This window comes from Neorhizobium tunisiense, from assembly GCF_039631515.1.
GTDB lineage: Bacteria > Pseudomonadota > Alphaproteobacteria > Rhizobiales > Rhizobiaceae > Neorhizobium.
In genome coordinates, this window is the sequence record NZ_JBDIUU010000001.1 from 132,828 (window position 1) to 152,150 (window position 19,323).

The 19,323-nt window shown below is 62.3% G+C and carries 19 protein-coding genes; 7 read left to right on the forward strand and 12 right to left on the reverse strand.

Annotated features, from left to right (window positions below; genetic code table 11):
* Positions 1 to 63 precede the first annotated feature (63 nt).
* The gene (locus ABCW43_RS00800) at positions 64 to 2,541 is read right to left on the reverse strand and encodes a mechanosensitive ion channel domain-containing protein (RefSeq protein ID WP_445738875.1); all 2,478 of its coding nucleotides are present in this window, start codon (positions 2,539 to 2,541) and stop codon (positions 64 to 66) included.
* A 163-nt stretch (positions 2,542 to 2,704) separates the two neighbouring features.
* Between ABCW43_RS00800 and ABCW43_RS00805 the strand changes: the two genes are divergently transcribed.
* The gene (locus tag ABCW43_RS00805) at positions 2,705 to 2,956 is read left to right on the forward strand and encodes a GlsB/YeaQ/YmgE family stress response membrane protein (RefSeq protein WP_037082159.1); all 252 of its coding nucleotides are present in this window, start codon (positions 2,705 to 2,707) and stop codon (positions 2,954 to 2,956) included.
* A gap of 11 nt (positions 2,957 to 2,967) precedes the next feature.
* Here the strand turns inward: ABCW43_RS00805 and ABCW43_RS00810 are convergent, their stop codons facing one another.
* The 6 genes from ABCW43_RS00810 to ABCW43_RS00835 form a co-directional block, all read right to left on the reverse strand.
* Positions 2,968 to 3,525 carry a DUF924 family protein gene (locus tag ABCW43_RS00810; RefSeq protein WP_345921697.1) on the reverse strand — a complete coding sequence of 186 codons (558 nt, stop codon included), beginning with the start codon at positions 3,523 to 3,525 and terminating at the stop codon, positions 2,968 to 2,970.
* Between the two features lie 11 nt (positions 3,526 to 3,536).
* The gene (locus ABCW43_RS00815; RefSeq protein WP_345921698.1) at positions 3,537 to 4,028 is read right to left on the reverse strand and encodes a heme-degrading domain-containing protein; all 492 of its coding nucleotides are present in this window, start codon (positions 4,026 to 4,028) and stop codon (positions 3,537 to 3,539) included.
* Positions 4,029 to 4,087: 59 nt separating this feature from the next.
* Positions 4,088 to 4,639, reverse strand: coding sequence for an FMN reductase (gene msuE / locus ABCW43_RS00820; RefSeq protein WP_345921699.1), 552 nt, complete (start codon positions 4,637 to 4,639; stop codon positions 4,088 to 4,090).
* A 117-nt stretch (positions 4,640 to 4,756) separates the two neighbouring features.
* On the reverse strand, positions 4,757 to 6,142 hold the full coding sequence (locus ABCW43_RS00825; RefSeq protein WP_345921700.1) for an FAD/NAD(P)-binding protein: 1,386 nt from the start codon (positions 6,140 to 6,142) through the stop codon (positions 4,757 to 4,759).
* 148 nt (positions 6,143 to 6,290) lie between these two features.
* A complete protein-coding gene (locus ABCW43_RS00830) occupies positions 6,291 to 6,593 on the reverse strand; it encodes a hypothetical protein (protein ID WP_345921701.1) in 303 nt (100 codons plus the stop codon).
* A gap of 82 nt (positions 6,594 to 6,675) precedes the next feature.
* A complete protein-coding gene (locus ABCW43_RS00835; RefSeq protein ID WP_345921702.1) occupies positions 6,676 to 7,041 on the reverse strand; it encodes a response regulator in 366 nt (121 codons plus the stop codon).
* 330 nt (positions 7,042 to 7,371) lie between these two features.
* Between ABCW43_RS00835 and ABCW43_RS00840 the strand changes: the two genes are divergently transcribed.
* The 5 genes from ABCW43_RS00840 to ABCW43_RS00860 all read left to right on the forward strand — a co-directional run bounded on the left by ABCW43_RS00840 (position 7,372) and on the right by ABCW43_RS00860 (position 12,550).
* On the forward strand, positions 7,372 to 7,992 hold the full coding sequence (locus ABCW43_RS00840; protein ID WP_345923275.1) for a YjbE family putative metal transport protein: 621 nt from the start codon (positions 7,372 to 7,374) through the stop codon (positions 7,990 to 7,992).
* A 307-nt stretch (positions 7,993 to 8,299) separates the two neighbouring features.
* Positions 8,300 to 8,809 carry a cupin domain-containing protein gene (locus ABCW43_RS00845; RefSeq protein ID WP_445738876.1) on the forward strand — a complete coding sequence of 170 codons (510 nt, stop codon included), beginning with the start codon at positions 8,300 to 8,302 and terminating at the stop codon, positions 8,807 to 8,809.
* Positions 8,810 to 9,018: 209 nt separating this feature from the next.
* A complete protein-coding gene (locus ABCW43_RS00850; RefSeq protein ID WP_345921703.1) occupies positions 9,019 to 9,426 on the forward strand; it encodes a hypothetical protein in 408 nt (135 codons plus the stop codon).
* 88 nt (positions 9,427 to 9,514) lie between these two features.
* Positions 9,515 to 12,040 carry a protein translocase subunit SecD gene (secD, locus tag ABCW43_RS00855; RefSeq protein ID WP_345921704.1) on the forward strand — a complete coding sequence of 842 codons (2,526 nt, stop codon included), beginning with the start codon at positions 9,515 to 9,517 and terminating at the stop codon, positions 12,038 to 12,040.
* A gap of 72 nt (positions 12,041 to 12,112) precedes the next feature.
* On the forward strand, positions 12,113 to 12,550 hold the full coding sequence (locus ABCW43_RS00860) for a YqaA family protein (protein WP_345921705.1): 438 nt from the start codon (positions 12,113 to 12,115) through the stop codon (positions 12,548 to 12,550).
* On the opposite strand, the gene ABCW43_RS00865 is transcribed toward ABCW43_RS00860, so the two are convergent.
* The 4 genes from ABCW43_RS00865 to ABCW43_RS00880 form a co-directional block, all read right to left on the reverse strand.
* A complete protein-coding gene (locus ABCW43_RS00865; protein WP_345921706.1) occupies positions 12,551 to 13,177 on the reverse strand; it encodes a TetR family transcriptional regulator in 627 nt (208 codons plus the stop codon).
* Positions 13,178 to 13,191: 14 nt separating this feature from the next.
* Positions 13,192 to 13,857, reverse strand: a complete 666-nt coding sequence (locus tag ABCW43_RS00870; protein WP_345921707.1) for a class I SAM-dependent methyltransferase — start codon at positions 13,855 to 13,857, stop codon at positions 13,192 to 13,194.
* Between the two features lie 283 nt (positions 13,858 to 14,140).
* Positions 14,141 to 14,821, reverse strand: coding sequence for an HAD family hydrolase (locus ABCW43_RS00875; RefSeq protein ID WP_345921708.1), 681 nt, complete (start codon positions 14,819 to 14,821; stop codon positions 14,141 to 14,143).
* Between the two features lie 118 nt (positions 14,822 to 14,939).
* Positions 14,940 to 15,086, reverse strand: coding sequence for a glycine zipper domain-containing protein (locus tag ABCW43_RS00880; RefSeq protein WP_345921709.1), 147 nt, complete (start codon positions 15,084 to 15,086; stop codon positions 14,940 to 14,942).
* Between the two features lie 104 nt (positions 15,087 to 15,190).
* On the opposite strand from ABCW43_RS00880, the gene ABCW43_RS00885 reads away from it, so the two are divergent.
* Positions 15,191 to 15,961 carry an SDR family NAD(P)-dependent oxidoreductase gene (locus ABCW43_RS00885; RefSeq protein ID WP_345921710.1) on the forward strand — a complete coding sequence of 257 codons (771 nt, stop codon included), beginning with the start codon at positions 15,191 to 15,193 and terminating at the stop codon, positions 15,959 to 15,961.
* A gap of 60 nt (positions 15,962 to 16,021) precedes the next feature.
* On the opposite strand, the gene ABCW43_RS00890 is transcribed toward ABCW43_RS00885, so the two are convergent.
* The gene (locus ABCW43_RS00890) at positions 16,022 to 19,201 is read right to left on the reverse strand and encodes an efflux RND transporter permease subunit (protein WP_345921711.1); all 3,180 of its coding nucleotides are present in this window, start codon (positions 19,199 to 19,201) and stop codon (positions 16,022 to 16,024) included.
* Positions 19,202 to 19,323: the final 122 nt, after the last annotated feature.

Below are 19,323 nucleotides of genomic sequence, written 5' to 3' on the forward strand. Positions count from 1 at the left end.
CATGGCAAGAGCCAGCCCGCGACGGTTTTCAGAATGGCCGCGCGGGCTCGACCGGAGGGACGGTCATGCGCCCCCTCTTGCATCGCTCTCCGCCGGCAGGATCGGCTTGCCGCGATGAAAGATGATTTCCTGCTGCGGGAACGGGATCTCGATCCCCTCCTCCTTGAACCGCCTGAGGATGGCGATCCTCAGATTGTTGCGGATTCTCAAGCCCTCGCCCATGTCGGCCAGATGGAACCTCAGTTCGAAATTGAGCGACGACGGCCCGAAGCTCAGGAACTCCACATGCGGTTCCGGATTGCGCAGCACTTCCGGCACCTGATCGATCAGTTCCAGAAGGATATCCATCACCTTCTGCGGGTCGGCATGGTGGCTAACCGCGACCGGCACTTCGGAACGCCCGATCTTGTTGCGATGCGTCCAGTTGCCGACCGGCGAATTGATCAGGTCGGAATTCGGCACGATGATCGACTGCTTGCGGAACGTCTCGATCTCGGTGGCGCGCACCGAAATGCGCTTGACGATACCTTCCGTCGCCCCGGTCACCACATGGTCGCCCACCTTGAAGGGCCGTTCGACGAGCAGGATCAGACCGGACACGAAGTTCGAGACGATATTCTGGAGACCGAAACCGATGCCGACCGACAGGGCGGACGCGACCAGCGCGAAACTCGAGAGATCGATGCCCGCGGCCGAGACGCCGACAATCACCGCCAGCCCGATGCCGAGGTAACCGATACCGGTCTTGACCGAATTGCGCACGCCGAGATCCACCTGGCTGCGCGCCAGCACGTTGCCGTCGATCCACTTCTGTATCCAGCGCGTGACGACGAAACCGAGGCCGAAAAGCAGAATGCCGCCGAGAATGCCGACGATCGAGATCGAGATGTTGCCGATCCGGATCTGCGTAAAGAAGCTGTAGATCCAGGCTTCGATATCGGCGATCTGGAAACCCCAGGTCAACAGGATGAGGGGAATGCCGAGGATCAGCGCAAACGCATAGATGCCAAGTCCCGCGACAAGCCCAGCCTGGTCGAGCGAAACCTCACCGAAATCGAAGCTCTCGGCGAGCCGGCGACCGACAGCCGTATCCGTGAACGACCCCTGTTTCGAAATCGCCCTGCCCGACAGGAGCCCGATATAGATCAGCACGATCACCGCACCTGTCAGCACGATCTGGGTCGAGGCGAACCGGGCCAGCCCCACATATCCCGTCAGCACCGACAGGATCAGGAGCAGGCCCATGATACGAAGGAGCAGCGGAAAGAAGCGCGGCCACCGATGCCCGGGGCCGTCGGGATCCTCCCCCTCGACAAGCCGCGGCTGGATGAAGGAGATGGCGATCAGGATGAGGCCGATGATCACCGACGCGAGCAGGCTCTTGACGATGGTCAGAACCAGCGGCGAATTGAGCGCCTCGCTGATCGCGCCGAGCAGATAGTCGAGGCCGTTGACAATCGCCATGGCGAGTACGGCGAGCGTCAGCAGGCGGGCACCGCGATTGGTGATGCGGACGAGCCGCCACTCCGGCTCGCCCGGCGCCAATACCCCATAGGTGAGCTTCCAGACGAAATTGACGAACCAGACGAATGCGAAGAAGGTCACCACGATCGGCGTGATATCCGTCCGCAGCACGTTGAAGCCGTCGAGGAACAGGAAGGAAGCGAGCAGAAAAGCCGCCAGCGCCACGGTCTGGATCACCGTCGACCAGAAGGCCACCGACAATCGCCTTATATAGGAGGGATGTTCGTGGTCGTTTCGCCGGATGAAGCGCCCGAACAGCCGGTATCCTCCAGACAGGAAGAGCATGGCCGCGCCGAGCGACAACGCCAGGGCGCCCAGCAGCTGCAGCTTCTTGAATTTCCAGACGAAACTGATCCAGCCGCTGAAGGTGGAGCCGAAATTCCTGACCTCGGCGACGAACGCGTGGCCGGCATCGGCGAACAATTCCCCCGACAGCTCGGTGTGGCGGAACAGCGTCTGGGTAAACAGCGTGCGGCGCAGATTGGTGATCGTGTTGGCGACCTGGTTCGCGCTGTTGGAAAGCTGGCCGGCGTCGTCGACGATAAGATTGAGCTCCGAGCGCTCGTTCAGCAGCCGGTTGCGCTCCTCAACGACCGCGGGCGCTTCCGGCGGCTGGCCGGCTGCGGGCGGCTCGCCAAGTCCCTTGAGGCGGGCCTCGATCTGTTCGACACGCGTACGCATGGCATCCGATGCGGAGCGCATTTCGCCGACGATTGCTTCCGCCCTAACCCTGAGTTCCGCAAGACGTGCGTCGTCGTCGGCATCGCTCTGGATCCGGTTGCGGAAGGAATCGAGCTGCTGGCGGATCGCATCGATCTTGCCCTTCATGTCGGTATTGATGGAATCGACCGTGACGTCGGGCGCCACCTGTTCCTGTCGCTGTCCTTGTGCCTGCTGCTGCGCCTGTGCCGCCGCTTGCGACGGCAAGCCGAGCGGGGCGGCGATCATGAGTGCCGCCAGGAGCGCGCGCGCTATCCGCTGAATGGTCGAAGGGCCGGTCGTGCGAAGTTCTGTCAAAGGTCTGCTCTTTTGTCTTTCGATCGGATTCGCGCGCGAAAATAGAGTGACTTCTGGGCGAAGAAAAGGAATGCTGCAATCAGGTTCCAGGAATTGGAACAATTCCTGGAACCTGGACCATTTCTTCGCGTTTCCCCGTCCCAACAACCACTGAGGGTAAGTCATGGAACAGGCAGGTATCGGCTGGATCGCAGCCATCATCATCGGCGGCATTGCCGGCTGGCTCGCCGAAAAGTTCATGAAAAGCGACATGGGCTTGATCATGAACATCATTCTCGGCATTGTCGGCGCCATCATCGCCAATGCCATTCTCGGCGTCTTCGGCGTCGCGCTCGGCGGCTGGATCGGCTACCTGATTGCCGGCTTCATCGGGGCATGCATCCTGATCGCCGTCGCACGCATGTTCCGCCGATAGTTAATACAAGATCAGAAACCGGCGCCGGGCTTGGCCAGATATTCGAGTTCGGCGGCGGTCGATTCCCGGCCGAGCAGCGCATTGCGATGGGGGAAACGGCCAAATTCGCGGATCACCGTACGGTGACGTTCCGCATAATCCAGATATTCCGCATCACCCAGCAAGGCGAAGAGTTCCACCGACCGATCCTGATCGGCGAGCGTTTCCGAGTGTTCGAAGGGAAGGTAGAAGAAGCCACGCTGCTCGGGCAGAACCGCCATATCCGCGCCAGCCTCGATCGCCAGTCTGGCCTCGCGCAAAGCCAGCCAATCCGTTGCGAAGGCTAGCGGGGTGCCGCGATAGAGGTTGCGGGAAAGCTGGTCGAGCACGATCACTGCCGCGAGGCGATCTTCCGGCGACGTCCGCCAGGCGTCGAGCCCGCCGCGGGCGAGCGAAAGATGAGTCGCCGCGAAATGCCTGCGCATCGCCTCGTCGAGCGCCTCGTTCTTCTCGAACCAGTCCTTGCGGGTCAGTTCCCTGAACCAGAAGGTGAAAACTTCCTCGGGGGTTTTTATATCGGCCTGTGCCATTGCATATCTCCTTAGCCGAGACGGAGTGTGGAGATATCCTTGCCGGTCATCCGGGCAAGGGCTTCGACGACCATATTGTGATCCTCGCGCTGCGGCAGCCCGGATACGGTCACCGCCCCGATGCAGCCGACACCGGCGACCTTGATCGGAAAGCTGCCGCCATGCGGCGCGTGGTCCGCCGCGGAAATGCCGTATCGGTCTTCCACCGTATCGCCCTGGAGATCGAGCTTCCGTCCGATCCCGTAGCTCGATTGGAAAAAGCGGAGCACCAGATTGCGCTTGCGGCGTACCCAGTTTTCGTTGTCTGCGGTCGTGCCCGGCAATGCCGTGTAAAAGGCCGACATCGAGTGCAGCCGCACGTCGATGACGACGCTCAGGCCCCGCTCGACGGCCGTGTGGCGAAGCAGTGATCCGAGATCCCAGGCAGTCGTCAAGTCGAACCGGTCGAAGACGAGTGCCCGCTCCTGTTCCGCGATCTTCGCCATGTCTTCTTCGATCGTCATGCGCTCCCCTCCGATTGCGATGGCGGGGATTGATGACGACAAATCCGGCGAAAGTAAAGTTACTCGGCGGCGGCGAGTTCCCGGACGGGGAAGAAGGCGGCAAGCTCACCGACGGCAAAACCGATCCGTTGCTGCAGGGACTCCGAGACTATCCAATAATCGGCGAAATCGCGATCGGACGCGTAGACGGCCGTCGGCAATGTATGGGCCATGAAGAAGCCGAAGAGCGGCCGAAGCTGATGTTCGACCATCAGCGCGTGCCGGTCGCCGCCACCGGTTGCGGTGATCAGGATCGGCTTGGCGCGCAATTGTTCCGGATCGATCAGGTCGATGAAATGTTTGAACAGGCCGGGATAGCTGCCCTTGTAGGTCGGCGAACCGACGATCAGGAAATCCGCCTCCACCACATCGGCGAGCACGCTGGCGGCTGCCTCGTCGAGATCGCTCTGACGTTGTGCCTGACCGAGAGACGGCCCGACATCGGCGAGGTCGTGAAGCCGGACGTCGAATCCATAACGTTCGGCAGCAACGGCGGCGATATGTTCCACCAGCGCAAAGGTCTTGGATGGGCGGTTATAGCTTCCCGTAAGACCGACGAGTTTCAGGGCCATGGAAATTCCTCTCTGCGCAACGACTTTCCCCAGATTAGCGTCGGTACCGCAGCATGGAAGCAAGGAACCTGCCGCAGATATCCCGCCAGGAGAAAATCATGCTCAGGGAAAACCTGATCACGCGATGCGGGCCGTCCGCGGAGCAGCCCGGGCGACCTCCGTTCTGATCGTCTCGGCCAGCGCCTTCGCCTGGACCCGGATATCCGGCACCGCCGTGATCTCCCAGAACTGGCCGGCCGTGAGCGCTCCGGCTGCAAACAGGCCTGGTTGCGGCCGGCCGTCCGGATCGAGAACCCGAGACTGCTGATCAACGGAAATGCCGAGTCCGAGTTCGTCCATGGAGATCATCTGTCGATTGTGCATCTCGGTGAGCAGCGGCGAATGGCCGATTCCGGCGCGCTCCATGCCGGTGCAGTTGACGATCCAGTCGGCGTGGAGGGAGACGAGGTCCCGCGTGCCGCGCCGCCTGAACTGGACGCGCGCACCGTCGCCGTCCCTGTCTATCGAGCGGAGGAAGCCTGCATGCACGGTCACCGTGCCATCCTTCAGAAGCGCGTCGAAGCGCGCAAACACCTCCGGCGCGATACGGTGGCGGTGGACGTTCCACCACGCAAGCGCGTGCCGAAGGAAACGGGAGCGCTGAACGGCACTGAGGCTCTGCCACAAAGCCTGTGTCTGCGGTCGCAGGCCGTCGACGACGCCCCGCCAGTCGGCACCGTTCTCCACCTGCCGTCGCAAGGCGTGAAGCAGCGCGCTGATCTCCCGCGTATCGGGCAGGTCCGGCGTGACCGGAGCGGCGCGCCGGGTCGGATGCGAATGCGGCACCAGTCCGCGCCGCGACAGGACATGAATACGGCCGCGATGGCCTTGGGCACGCAGCGACAGGACCTGGTCGATCATGGTCAGCCCGGAGCCGAAGATACAGAGTTCGTCGGTGCGGCCGACACGCGAAAGCCAGCCCAGGCGCCAGGGATTGTCGACGATGCGGGCGCTGACGGCCGAATCGATACGATCCTTCGGCAGAGGCAGATCGGCATTGCCGACGCCGAGTGCAAGGATAACGGTACGGGCGCGCAGTTCGCCGGCATTGTCGAGATGGAAGACGAGCCCGTCCTGTTCGCAGTGGACGCAGGCGGTGGCTTTCGCCCGGATGAAATCCACATGCGCGCGCCGCTCGCGGGGCCTCAGCAGCGAGGCCAGCGTGTCGCGCAGGTAAAGACCGTAATCACCGCGGGAGGCGAAATCCTCCGGGAAGGCCGCCCTGCCCTGGCCGCGCAGCCACTCGACGAAATCGTCCGGCCGATCCGGAAACACGCTCATCCGCGCCGCCGGCACATTGAGGCGGTGCAGGTAAAATTCGGTGCGGTAGGCGGTGCCCCGCCCGAAGCCGGGATCATCGCCGACCACAGCGATCGAAGCGGAAGCCGGCAGGAAGCGAAGGAGATTGATAGTAAGGGCGATTGCGGAAAAACCGGAACCGACGACGGCGACATCATAAGTCATCAAGCACACTCCTCGTCCTTGTTTGCTTTGGGCGAAAGGCTGTCTTGGACGCCACAGGAAGCCGGTTTTGGATCTGCTTCCGTGGCCGTTTCAATGTCTACCAATTTAATAGAGATTGACGCAGAGTAAAGGCGTTTTCGCGTCTCTCTCAGTTGCATGCCTGTTCAGGGCGCGGCAGCGCGGGAGATTCGGCGCTTGGATTTGTATTGCTGGGCGTCCCCGGCGGCTGGCAGTGATCCTCCTGGTCGACGGTGCCCGTCGTGCTGTTGGTCGTCGTCGGATCGGCAACGCCGGGAAGCGTCGTGACCGTCAAGGTGCCGGCATTGGCTTGGGGTGGGGTCGTTGTCGTCCGGGGCAAGGTGGGAGTAGCTCCCGCGCCGGATGTCTGGGCCAAGACGGGTGCTGCGAGCGACAGCGAGAGGGCGGAAAACGCGATGAGCCTCTTCAGCATCTGAAAATTCCTCCGGTTGATCGGAGGAGATAACCGGAAGCGATGCCACTTGTTCCGGCGGTTCGTCTTCGACCCGGCACCTTCAGCCCGGCATCATCTCATGAATCGAGGACAGCAGCAGGTCGTGCTGATAGGGTTTGGGCAGGAACACCGTGTTGGCCGGCAGAAGCATCGGATCCAGGCTGACAACGCCCGACGTGATGATGATGCCGATGCTCGGGCGGATTGCGCGGATGCGCTGAGCAAGCTGAATGCCATCCATGGACCCGGCCATGTTGACGTCGGTGAAGATTATGTCGATATCGTCACGGTTGCGGAACAGCACCATCGCCTCGTCGGCATTGCCGGCTTCCAGCACGAGATGCCCGACCTCTTCCAGCGCATCGAGCGTGGTGAAGCGGATCAGCGGTTCATCCTCGACGACAAGCACAACGGCCTTCTGCGCCATAACGTCTCCTTCATCCTTTGGACCTTGTCCCACAGCTTCAACAGGCGCAAACGCTCCGTGAGTGGCAGGTTGGGACCCGCTCCGCCGTAAGGCCATATAGGAGACAGGTGAGTCGCGGCAAGTGGAGGCGAAGCCGGGGAAGGCCGCTCCTCACTCCCGGCCTTCCCTGGCACCCGGCTGTTTCAATAATGGACAATGCCATTTGACAGAATGCAAAATGGACTTGCCAAGCGCCCCGAAATATCCTGTAGCAATCTGCATAAACGTGACTAGCAGATCAGCATAGCCTCATACCCTCAATCTACTCCCGATTCAGGTTCACGCTTCATGATGGAACTCTTCACCGCAGGCGGCTTTGCGGCGCTTCTCGAGGTCATTGCCATCAACCTCGTTCTTTCCGGCGACAATGCCATCGTCATCGGCCTTGCTGCCGCCGGTCTTCCAGCCGCACTCCGCAAAAAAGCGATCATCTTCGGCATTTCCGCCGCCACCGTGCTGCGCCTCGTGTTTGCCGTCGTCGCCACCTATCTACTGGCGATCAAGGGGCTCCAGCTTGCGGGCGGCCTGCTGCTCGGTTGGGTCTGCTGGAAGATGTGGAGCGAACTGCGCGTAAACCAGAGCGGCGATGCACATGCCGCCGCCGAAGCAAATCAAAAGGCCGCCAACAAGACCTTTTTCCAGGCCGCCACCCAGATCGTCGTCGCCGACGTCTCCATGTCGCTCGACAATGTACTTGCCGTCGCCGGCGCCGCCAAGGAACATTCCATAGTGCTGATCGTCGGCCTGATCATCTCGATCGCGCTGATGGGCGTGGCGGCCAACTTCGTCGCTAAACTACTCTCCCGTTTCCGCTGGATCGCCTATGTGGGCCTGGCCGTCATCGTCTACGTGGCGCTCGACATGATTTACCAGGGCTCGATTGAAGTCCTGCCGCTGATCCAGGGCGTTTAAGGCTCCTTCAGGGACCGACCTCGGCGGCAACGGCTAACGCGGTCCGGGATGCAACCGGTAAGCGGCTGTTTGATCTGCCACTCACGCGGGAGAGGGTAAAGAAGGCCATCGGCGCGTGACAGTGCGTTGATTTGAAACAGGAAAGTTATACTTTCCTCACCAAGTCTTTGACATTTGTGACGTTCCCATTGATCATGTTCCTCAAGCAAAGCTACGTGGCCGCCAGCCGGCATGAAGCCGGTTAGGGGCTCGCGGACCCCCTACTCGCAAGAGTTGGTGAGCCCCGTCCTAGTCAATGAGAACGATCTTGAGTCATAGCCACGACGATCATCACCACCCTCATGACAATGACCATGACGGTCATTCCAACGTCGATTGGCGCGAGCACGGCGTGAAGGTCATTCCCGGCAATTCGCTCGATCCCAACACCGCCCAGACCCCGGGCATGAACCGTGCGACCGCGATCAACAACGCCCGCGCGGGCGCCGAGAAAATCTGGGCCGGAACGGTGACCATCCATGCCAACGCCAAGACCGGTGCCCATCACCACGGCGATCTCGAAAGCATCATCTACGTGCTGAAGGGAAAAGCGAGGATGCGCTGGGGCGACCATCTCGAATTCGTCGCGGAGGCCGGCCCCGGCGATTTCATCTACGTGCCGCCTTATGTGCCGCATCAGGAGATCAATGCCAGTCCGGACGAGACGCTGGAATGCGTGCTTTGTCGCTCCGGCCAGGACCCGGTCGTCGTCAACCTCGATATCGAACCCATCGAGAAGCCGGAAGAAGTCCTGTGGAAGGACCCGATCCACAAATAGGGACGGCATCTTCATGGTCTCATGCAGGCAGGTCGGCAAAAGCGCTGATTTCAGAGCCGCAATGCCGTGATCGGCGCAAATGCCGCCGCAATCTGCCGGTACGCTCCCGGCCTACTGGAGATTGACCGCCTCGAACCTCTCCTTTAGAAGGCGGCATTCCGTTCCGAAGCAAAGACTTCGGGATTTTTAACGCTCCGGAGCTGATGCGGATGGCGCTGTTTCCGCAGGACAAGCGGACGAGAGACCGACGCGAACAGGAAAGCCACCTGTCGCGCTGGCCGGTCTTTGCCGCCGCTCTGCTGATCGCCGCCCTGTTCGGCCTGCTGTCGAGCGTCGTCAAGGACGTGCAGTTCCCCCGCGGCATCCTTTCGGCTGACAGGACCAGCGACACTCCGCACCTGACCAAGCGCGAACCTTTGCGCGCACTGGCGGCCATGGACCGCAAGGACGCAACAGGCGCCCATTGGCACACGGGCGGCGGTGCGCTGGAAGCCCGTGCCATCGAGCTCACTTTCCCGATTTTCGTCCCGGCCTTCGCCTCGAAGCCGTCTTCCCATCCGGCGGCCTCCCCGTTCTGGCATGGTTCGCTGCCGCGCGCGCCGCCGGCCCGCGTCTGAGATATCGCGCGCCAAGCGCTTGAACAACATCAGCATTCTGCCCTAACCGCTCGACAGAGCGAGGCTTGGGCCCAACAGGATTAAACATATGAGAAATTCCCCATGGCTGGTGGCGAGCTATGCCGTCATCATCATTCTCGGCATTCTAGTCGCTCTACCGAACGTGATTCCCCAGTCGGCGCTCGACCGCATGCCGTCGTGGCTGCCGCATAGCCGCGTGGCACTCGGCCTCGACCTGCGCGGCGGCTCGCATCTCGTGCTCGAGGTAGACCGTCCCGACCTGATCAATGAACGCGTTCAGAGCCTGCTGCAGGACGCCCGCCGCGTGCTGCGCGACAAGAACATCAACACTTCGGCGATCCGCCGGTCCGGCGATACGATCACCGTTGCGGTGCGCGACGCGGCCCAGCGCGATGCAGCCGTGACGGAACTCCAGACGCTCGCCAACCCGATCGGCCTCGGCACGAGCGTCGGCGGCAGCGATCTCGCGATCACCACGCCGACCGACAACACGATCTCGATCGCCCAGACGGAAGCGGGCATCAACTCGCACATCACCGCGGCTGTCGAGCAGAGCCTTGAAATCATCCGCCAGCGCGTCGACCAGGTCGGGGTCGCGGAGCCGACCATCCAGCGCGTCGGTTCGGACCGCGTCCTCGTGCAGCTTCCGGGCGAGCAGGATCCGTCCCGCCTTCGCCAGCTCCTCGGCTCGACCGCCAAGATGAGCTTCCATCTGCTCGGCCAGCAGGGCGAGGCTGGCGTCACCATGCTCGCCGACGAGCGCGGCAACCAGTATCCGGTCCTCGACCGCGTCGAACTTTCCGGCGACCGCCTGACGGATGCCCGCGCCGCCTTCGACCAGCAGACCAACGAACCCGTCGTCAACTTCCGGTTCGACAGCGCCGGCGCCAACCGCTTCGCGCAGATCACCCAGCAGAATGTCGGCCGTCCCTTCGCGATCGTGCTCGACAACAAGGTTCTCAGCGCTCCGGTTATCCGCACGCCGATCACCGGCGGTTCGGGCCAGATCTCCGGCGGGTTCTCGGTTTCGGAAGCCAACACGCTGTCTGCGCTGCTGCGTGCCGGCGCCCTGCCCGCCAAGCTGACCGTCATCGAGGAACGCACAGTCGGTGCCGACCTCGGCGCCGATGCCATCGAAATGGGCATTTTCACCGGCATCATCGGCTTCGGCCTGGTGGTCGCCTTCATGCTGTTTCTCTACGGCACCTGGGGCATCCTCGCGAACGTCGCGCTGTTCATCAACGTCATCCTGACTTTCGCCGGCCTGACGCTGATCGGCTCGACGCTGACCTTGCCCGGCATCGCCGGCGTCGTGCTCGGCATCGGCCTTGCGGTGGACGCCAACGTCCTCATCAACGAACGCATCAAGGAAGAGACGCGCAAGGGCCGCAGCGCCTTTGCGGCGATCGACGCGGGCTTCAAGCGCGCCTATTCGACCATCGTCGACAGTAACGTCACCAGCTTGATCGCCACGGTCCTGCTCTTCTGGTTCGGTTCCGGTCCGGTGCGCGGTTTCGCCGTCACCATGGGCCTCGGCATCATGATCTCGATGTTCACGGCCGTGTCGGTCGTTCGCGTCGCGATGGTGTTCATCACCGCCCGCAGGAAGCTGAAGAAGATCGACATCAGGCCGCTGCTGCCGATCAAGCTCGTTCCGGACGGCACCCATATCCACTTCATGAAGGGCCGTTTCCTCGGTATCGGCGTCTCGGTCATCCTGTCGATCGCCTCGGTCGTGCTGTTCTTCACGCCGGGCCTCAACTACGGCGTCGATTTCCGCGGCGGCATCCAGATGGAAGTCACCACCGCACAACAGACCGACCTTGCGGCCTTCCGCTCCGGCCTTGGAGAGCTTGGCCTCGGCGAAGTGGCCCTGCAGGAATTCGGCGGCAACAACCGCGTGCTTGTCCGCGTCGAGCGCCAGCCCGGCGGCGAGCAGGCCCAGACGGAAGCCGTCGAGAAGCTGAAGGCGGAGATTACCAAGATCGACCAGACCGCCAAGGTGGAACGCACCGAAGTCGTCGGCCCGAAGGTCAGCGGCGAGCTTGCCACCGCCGGTTTCCTGTCGGTCGGTCTCGCCTCGATCGCCATGATGATTTACATCTGGGCGCGGTTCGAATGGCCGTTCGCCGTCGGCGCGATCGCGACGCTCGTCCTCGACGTGACGAAGACGATCGGCTTCTTCGCGCTGACCGGTCTCGACTTCAACCTGACGGCTATCGCAGCGCTGCTGACGCTGGTCGGTTATTCCGTCAACGACAAGGTCGTGGTCTACGACCGCATGCGTGAAAACATGCGGCTCTACAAGAAGATGTCGTTGCGCGACGTCATCGATCTGTCGATCAACGAAACGCTCGCCCGAAGCCTCTATACTTCGGCAACCGCCTTCCTGGCCCTGCTGCCGATGGCGATCTGGGGTGGTAGCGCGGTGGAAAGCTTCGCGGTGCCGATGGTCTTCGGTATCGCAGTCGCAGCGCTTTCGTCGGTCTTCATCGCAGCACCAATCCTGCTCTTCCTTGGCGACTGGCGCACCCGCCACAAGGCGCAGGCCGAAGCCGCCGTCGGCGACGGCGAGCGTCCAAGCCAGGCCTGAGTCTCCTTGTCATGAAAACAGAAAGGGCGGTTTTTCATCCGCCCTTTTCGTTTGCTCCGCTATAGGTCGACCATGTTCGATTTCGCCGCCTATGCGGGACTGTTCTCCGCCGCCTTCATTGCCGCCACGATCTTTCCGATGCAGTCGGAGGCGATCCTGGTCGGCCTTATCCTGGCCGACCGGTATTCGCTCGTCGGTCTGCTGCTGGTTGCCTCGGTCGGCAACACGGCGGGCGCCGCGGTCAACTGGCTGCTCGGTCGGGGCGTCGAGCGATTTCGCGACAGCCGCTGGTTTCCGGTCAGCGAGGAAAAACTGGACAAGGCGCAGGCCTGGTATCGAAAATATGGAAAATGGTCGCTGTTGCTGAGCTGGCTGCCGATCGGCGGCGACGCCATCACGGTCGCGGCGGGCGTGCTGAAGGAGCCGCTTCCGACTTTCCTGATCCTGGTGTTCATCGGCAAGGCGCTGCGCTACGTGGTGCTCGCCGCGGCGACGCTCAGCGTAATCTGATCAGCGCCCCTGCCCCTCGTTGCCGAAATCGGCAAGCGTCTTCCAGAAATCGCCGAAGAACTGATGCGCGAAGGTTTCGAGCGAGGTGCCCGGTGGTTGTTCGTTCCAGAGTTCTCCGGCCGCCCGCAAGGCGCCTATGACCACAGCGGCGAGCAGGCGCGCGCGCAGCCGCTCCTCGTCGCTCCGGCTTCGAGCCTTCAGCGCTTCCGTGAGTTTCATCTCGAGCTTGGCATATTTGAGCTGGTCGCGGGCCTTCAGCGTCGGCGTGCGGCGGATGAGTTCTCCGAGTGCCATCGCTCTTTCGTCAGTCGCCGAGACGATGGCGTTGACGAGTCCGTGTTGCACGGCCTTCACCGCCGGCTCGTCCGCCGGTCTCGACGCGATGGTCGCCATCAAGCGATCGGCAAAGCCATCCTGCCAGGCGAACACAACCTCTTCCTTGGAAGGAAAATAGTCGAAGAAACTGCGCTTCGAAACTTCGGCGCGCTCGGCAATTTCCTCGATCGTCGTGGCGTCGAAACCGCGCTCGAGGAACAGGCTCATCGCCGATTCCTCAATGCGTTCCCGGGTTTGCCGGCGCTTGATTTCCCGCCGGCCTTCCTTCGCGCCATCAATCGTCCTGGTCATTGCATCCGATTTTTTTAGCCGCCCGCTTCGTCGGCATTGTGGACCGGTCCAGCCTCTGCCTCGGCGCGATATCTGGAACGCTCCCGCGTCAAGTCCAGCGGCCTGCGGCGAGAAATCCGGTAAACGGCCGCCGGTGGCAGGTTGCGCACGGTGTGGCCGATATGCACGGCCTTCAGGCCGAGCCGGTCGAGAATCGGCCGCGGCACCGGGCAACGCGGACCGTAGGTGAACTGATAGAAGGAACCACCCGGGCGGATATAGGTAAAGGCGCCGCCGAGGATCGCGGTAATCTTGCGCGGCGACATGGAGAGCAGCGGCAGACCGCTGATGACCGCGCCGACCGGCTGGCCCTCGAAAATATCCTCATGGGCGAGCTTCGCCGCATCCATCTGCAGCACCCGCGCTTCCGGAAACCGCCGCTGCAGGCCCGGCACGAATTCCGGACCATATTCGATCAGGGTGAGGTCGGATTGGGCAACGCCGCGCGCCAGCAGCGCGCGTGTGAACACACCGGTGCCCGGACCGAGTTCGATAACCGGGCCGTCCAGCGGCGCGATCTCCTGGGTCATCAGCCGCGCGAGCGAATCCCCCGAAGGCGCCAGCGCCGCAACCCGCAATGGATTGCTGATCCAGGAACGGAAGAAATGCAGGAAATCGGAGAATGCGGCATCTGCTGTCATGGTCAGAGACTCACCGGTTCGAAAATGCAATCGAGTATTCCGCCGACCTTCACAGCCCGCATGGCAATTCCAAGGCATGGGAGCCTCCGTTCAGGAAAAATACGCAATCGGCTGCAGAATTGTCCAGTGCAGCCCCGACGCCCCCACACTTAAGCGATATTTGCATCGAGTGCAAGATTTTAGTGAAATTTTGCGTCAAGCCTTCGGGCTGAAGACGGAACGGCCTGAAACCTCTGCATTTTTCTCAGGAACAACCGGCGCTTCGACCCAGCCCGCCTGATGCCTAACCCTTGAGACGGACCGAAAGCCGTCCGTCCTCGCCGATATGCGGCACCACATCGAGGTAGCCGGGTATTTGCGAATGCCCGGTTTCGATGGGATGGGAATGGGTGGCGGTGATGACCATGACGTCGGCCCCTGCCGCCTCGCCCGCCTGGATGCCGGCAGGTACGTCCTCGAATACCAGCACGTCCGACGGGCTTACCCCGAGCCGTTCCGCACCCAGAATATAACCTTGCGGGTTGGGCTTCCCCACGGTGACGTCTTCAGCGGTCACCATGTAGCGCGGTTGCGGAATGCCAGCCGCGGCAAGCCGCACCTTGGCGAGTTCGATCGGAGAGGACGTGACGATCGCCCAGCGCTCCGGAGGAAGGGCCGACAGGAATTCCACTGCGCCCGGGATCGGCACGACCCCTTCGACATCCTCGATCTCGCCGCGCAGGATGCCCTCGGCCTCGGCGACCGGATCGATGCCGGGCAGGTTCAGTGCGCTGATCGTGTCGATCCCGCGCTTGCCATGCATGGTCGGCAGGAACGCCTCCACGTCGAAACCCATCTTCGCCGCCCAGCGTCCCCAGACGCGTTCGGCGGATGCGATCGAATTCAGGATCGTGCCGTCCATGTCGAACAGGAAAGCAGCATAGGTCTTTTCGGGAAGGGAGAGTTCGGCAGCAGGAAGAGGCACGGAAAATTCCTTTGGCGTCGCATTCCGACTCGGGAGATGGCCGGAACTGCCCTTTTCCGAGTAGATGCAATGATGCGGAAAGGCAATTCCTCGCAAAGAACCTCCGATCTGGGTGACGCTATTTCGATCGCGAACGCAGGAACTGGGAGACGGCGACGCCGATCGCGATGCCGACGGCAACACCGATACCAATGTTGTCGAAAACGGCTGTCCCGAGCACTGTACCAAGCCCGACGCCGACGGCTATTCCTGTCGCGATGGTCATGGCTCGACCATCGCGTCTTCAGATGGCGAGAGTTTGTCGGGCGTCCTTGTCTTCGCGCCTCGAAGCGTTAGAACTTGGCGACCAAGCCGGGCAAGGAGGGTATTTTGGCCGAAATTTCTATAACGCACGCGGATCTGGCCGATCGTGGCGTGCTGATCACCGGGGGCGGTTCGGGCATCGGCGCCGCCTTGGTGGAAGGTTTTGCGGCACAGGGCGCCAAGGTCGCATTCATCGATATTGCCGACGACCCTAGCCGCGAATTGGTGGAACGTCTTTCCAGGACCGCCCGGCATCCAGTCGTCTACCTTAAAGCCGATCTGCGCAACGTCGCGGAAACGAAAGCCGCCGTCGATAGGGCTGTGCAAGAACTCGGGTCGCTCTCGGTGCTGGTCAACAATGCCGGCTGGGACGACCGCCATGAATTCGAGACGGTGACCGAGGAATACTGGGACAACGCCCAGGCGATCAACATCAAGCAGATGTTCTTCGTCTCCCAGGCCGCGGTCCCGCACCTGCGCGAGGCCGGCGGCGGCGCGATCGTCAATTTCTCCTCGATCGCCTATCTGCTCAACATGGGCGGGCTGCCCGCCTATGCGACCGCCAAGGCCGGGATCATCGGCCTGACCAAGAGCCTCGCCGGAAAGCTCGGGCCGGAAAACATCCGCGTCAACGCCATCCTGCCGGGCATGATCGTCACCGAACGGCAGAAGAAGCTCTGGCTGAATGACGACAGCATCACGGCGATGGTCGCGCGCCAGTCCTTGAAGCGGGTGCTGGTGGCTGAAGACCTGGTCGGCCCCTGCCTGTTCCTCGCCTCGAATGCCTCCGCCGCCATGACGGCCCAGACGATGATCATCGATGGGGGTGCACTTTAGGCATAAAAATACCGCGCGGGTTCCCGGTGGAAAGAACCCGCGCGGCGCCGGAGGTAGACCTTACTCCGCTGGAGAGAGAGCGGGAGCCGCCTCCTCCGTACCGTGCTGCCGCAGAGGGCGGCTGCCGGTAAGCAAACGTGCCAGCATGTAGAAGACCGGCGTCATGAAGATGCCGAAGAACGTCACCCCGATCATGCCGGAGAACACCGCGATACCCATGGCGGAGCGCATTTCCGCACCCGCACCGGTCGATACCACGAGCGGTACAACACCCATGATGAAGGCCATGGACGTCATCAGGATCGGACGCAGCCGCAGCCGGCTTGCCTCGACCGCCGCCTGGAACGGCGTCCTCCCCTGGAACTCCAGTTCCCGGGCGAATTCCACGATCAGGATCGCGTTCTTCGCCGAGAGACCCACAAGGACCACGAGCCCGATCTGGGTGAAGATGTTGTTGTCTCCACCGGTGAGCCAGACCCCGGTCAAGGCAGCAAGGACACCCATCGGCACGATCATGATGATCGCGAGCGGCAGCGTCAGGCTCTCATACTGGGCAGCGAGCACCAGGTAGACGAGCAGCAGTGCCAGCGGAAAGACCACGATACTGGAATTGCCGGCGAGGATCTGCTGGTAGGTCAGGTCAGTCCATTCGTAGTCGATCCCCGAAGGCAGTGTCTCCGCGACAATCTTTTCGATCGCGGCCTGAGCCTGGCCCGACGAGAAGCCCGGTGCCGGACCGCCGTTGATATCGGCGGAGAGGAAGCCGTTGTAGCGGGTCGTCCGTTCCGGACCGGTCTGCGCGTCCACCTTCAGGAGAGCCGAAAGCGGGATCATCTGGCCGGACTGCGAACGAACCTTCAACTGGCCGATATCTTCCGGCTTGGCGCGGAATTGCGCATCCGCCTGAACCCGGACGCTGTAGGTGCGGCCAAAGGCGTTGAAGTCGTTGACGTAGAGCGAGCCCAGATAGACCTGCAGCGTTTCGAAGACATCGGTCACCGACACTCCGAGCTGTTCGGCCTTGGCGCGATCGAGATCGGCATAGAGCTGCGGCACGTTGATCTGGAAGCTCGAGAAGATGCCGGCGAGTTCCGGCGTCTGGTAGGCCTTGGCGATGACCGCCTTTGCCGCCTCGTCGAGCGTCTGGTTGCCCAGACCGGCGCGATCCTCGATCTGCAGCTTGAAACCACCCGTCTGGCCGAGGCCGTTGACCGGCGGCGGCGGGAACATCGCGATGAACGCATCCTGGATGCCAGAATATTTCTGGTTCAGCGCCATGGCGATGGCGCCGCCCGAAAGCTCCGGCGTCTTGCGCTTCTCGAAATCGTCGAGGATTGCGAAGACGATGCCGGCGTTCGAGCCGATCGTGAAGCCGTTGATCGACAGGCCCGGGAATGCGATGGCGTGCTCGACGCCAGGCTGCTCCAGGGTAATGTCGCTCATCCGCTTGATCACATCTTCCGTACGGTCGAGGGTTGCGCCGTCGGGAAGCTGAGCGAAACCGATCAGGTACTGCTTGTCCTGCGCCGGCACGAAACCGCCCGGCACCGCGTTGAACATGCTGTAAGTCATGGCGACAAGCGCAAGGTAGATGATCATCACCAGGCTCTTGCGTGACAGGAGCCCGCCGACTGTCCAGCCGTAGCCGTTCGAGGCGGCCCCGAAGGCGCGGTTGAAGCCGCGGAAGAACCAACCGAAGACCGCGTCCATGAACCGCGTCAGCCAGTCCTTCTTGGCGTGGTGGTCCTTCAGCAGAAGGGCAGCCAGCGCCGGCGACAGGGTGAGCGAATTGATCGCCGAGATGACCGTCGAAATGGCGATCGTCAGCGCAAACTGCCGGTAGAACTGGCCGGACAGGCCGCTGATGAAGGCGAGCGGCACGAAGACCGCGACCAGCACCAGCGCGATCGCAATGATCGGGCCGGAGACTTCCTTCATGGCCCTGTAGGTCGCGTCACGCGGACTGAGGCCGTTCTCGATATTGCGTTCGACGTTTTCGACCACCACGATCGCGTCGTCGACGACGATACCAATCGCCAGCACCAACCCGAACAGCGTCAGCGCGTTGATCGAGAATCCGAAGGCGTACATCACCGCAAACGTGCCGATGATCGATACGGGGACGGCAATCAGCGGGATGATCGACGCCCGCCAGGTCTGAAGGAAGAGGATGACGACGAGCACGACCAGCGCGATCGCTTCAAGCAGGGTCTCGATGACCTTCTCAATCGAAGCGCGCACGAACTTGGTCGTATCGTAGACGATCTCGTATTTGACACCTTCCGGCATCACCTTCTGCAGTTCGTCCATCGTGGCGCGGACGTTATCGGCGATTTCGATCGCGTTGGAACCGGGTGCCTGAAGAACGGCAACGGCGACGGCCGGCTGGCCATCAAGTAGCGAGCGCAGGGTATAATCCGCCGCGCCGAGCTCGATGCGGGCGACGTCGCGCAACCGCGTGATCTCGCCGTTTTCGCCGCTCTTGACGATAATGTTGCCGAATTCCTCCGGGGTGCGCAGACGCCCCTGGGCATTCACGTTGAGCTGCAGGTCGACACCCGGCCGGCTGGGCGATGCGCCGATAATGCCGGCCGCGGCCTGGACGTTCTGGCTCCGGATCGCGTTCGAGATGTCGCTTGCGGCAAGCGAGTGCTCGGCAGCCTTCTGCGGATCGATCCAGACGCGCATCGAATAGTCGCCGGCGCCGAACACCTGAACCTGGCCGACGCCCTGGATGCGGGTGAGCCGATCCTTGACGTTCAGCGTCGCATAGTTGCGCAGGTAGGTGATGTCGTAGCGGTCGGAGACGAGATTGACGACCATGATGAAGTCGGGCGAGCTCTTGACGGTCGTGACACCGAGCGCACGCACTTCCGCCGGCAGGCGTGGTTCCGCCTGGCTGACGCGGTTCTGCACTAGCTGCTGCGCCTTGTCGGGGTCAGTGCCCAGCTTGAACGTGACGGTCAGCGTCAGCACGCCGTCGGACGTCGCCTGGCTCGACATGTAGAGCATATCCTCGACGCCGTTCACCTGCTCTTCGAGCGGTGTCGCGACGGTCTCGGCGATGACGGTCGGGTTGGCGCCAGGATAGACGGCGCGCACGACGATCGATGGCGGCACGACTTCCGGATATTCGGAAATCGGCAGCGACCGCATGCCGATCAGGCCTGCGACCACGATGAGGATCGACAGCACGGCCGCAAAGACCGGTCTGTCGATGAAAAACCTGGAAATATTCATGTCAAAGCCCTCTCTCCGGGGTTGAACAAGAGGCGAAACGGCCCCGGCTCGCGGCCGACAAGGCCGCAAGCTCCACGAACCGGAACTGGATGAGTGTTGGAAAGCGGCGGACTAACCGCCGC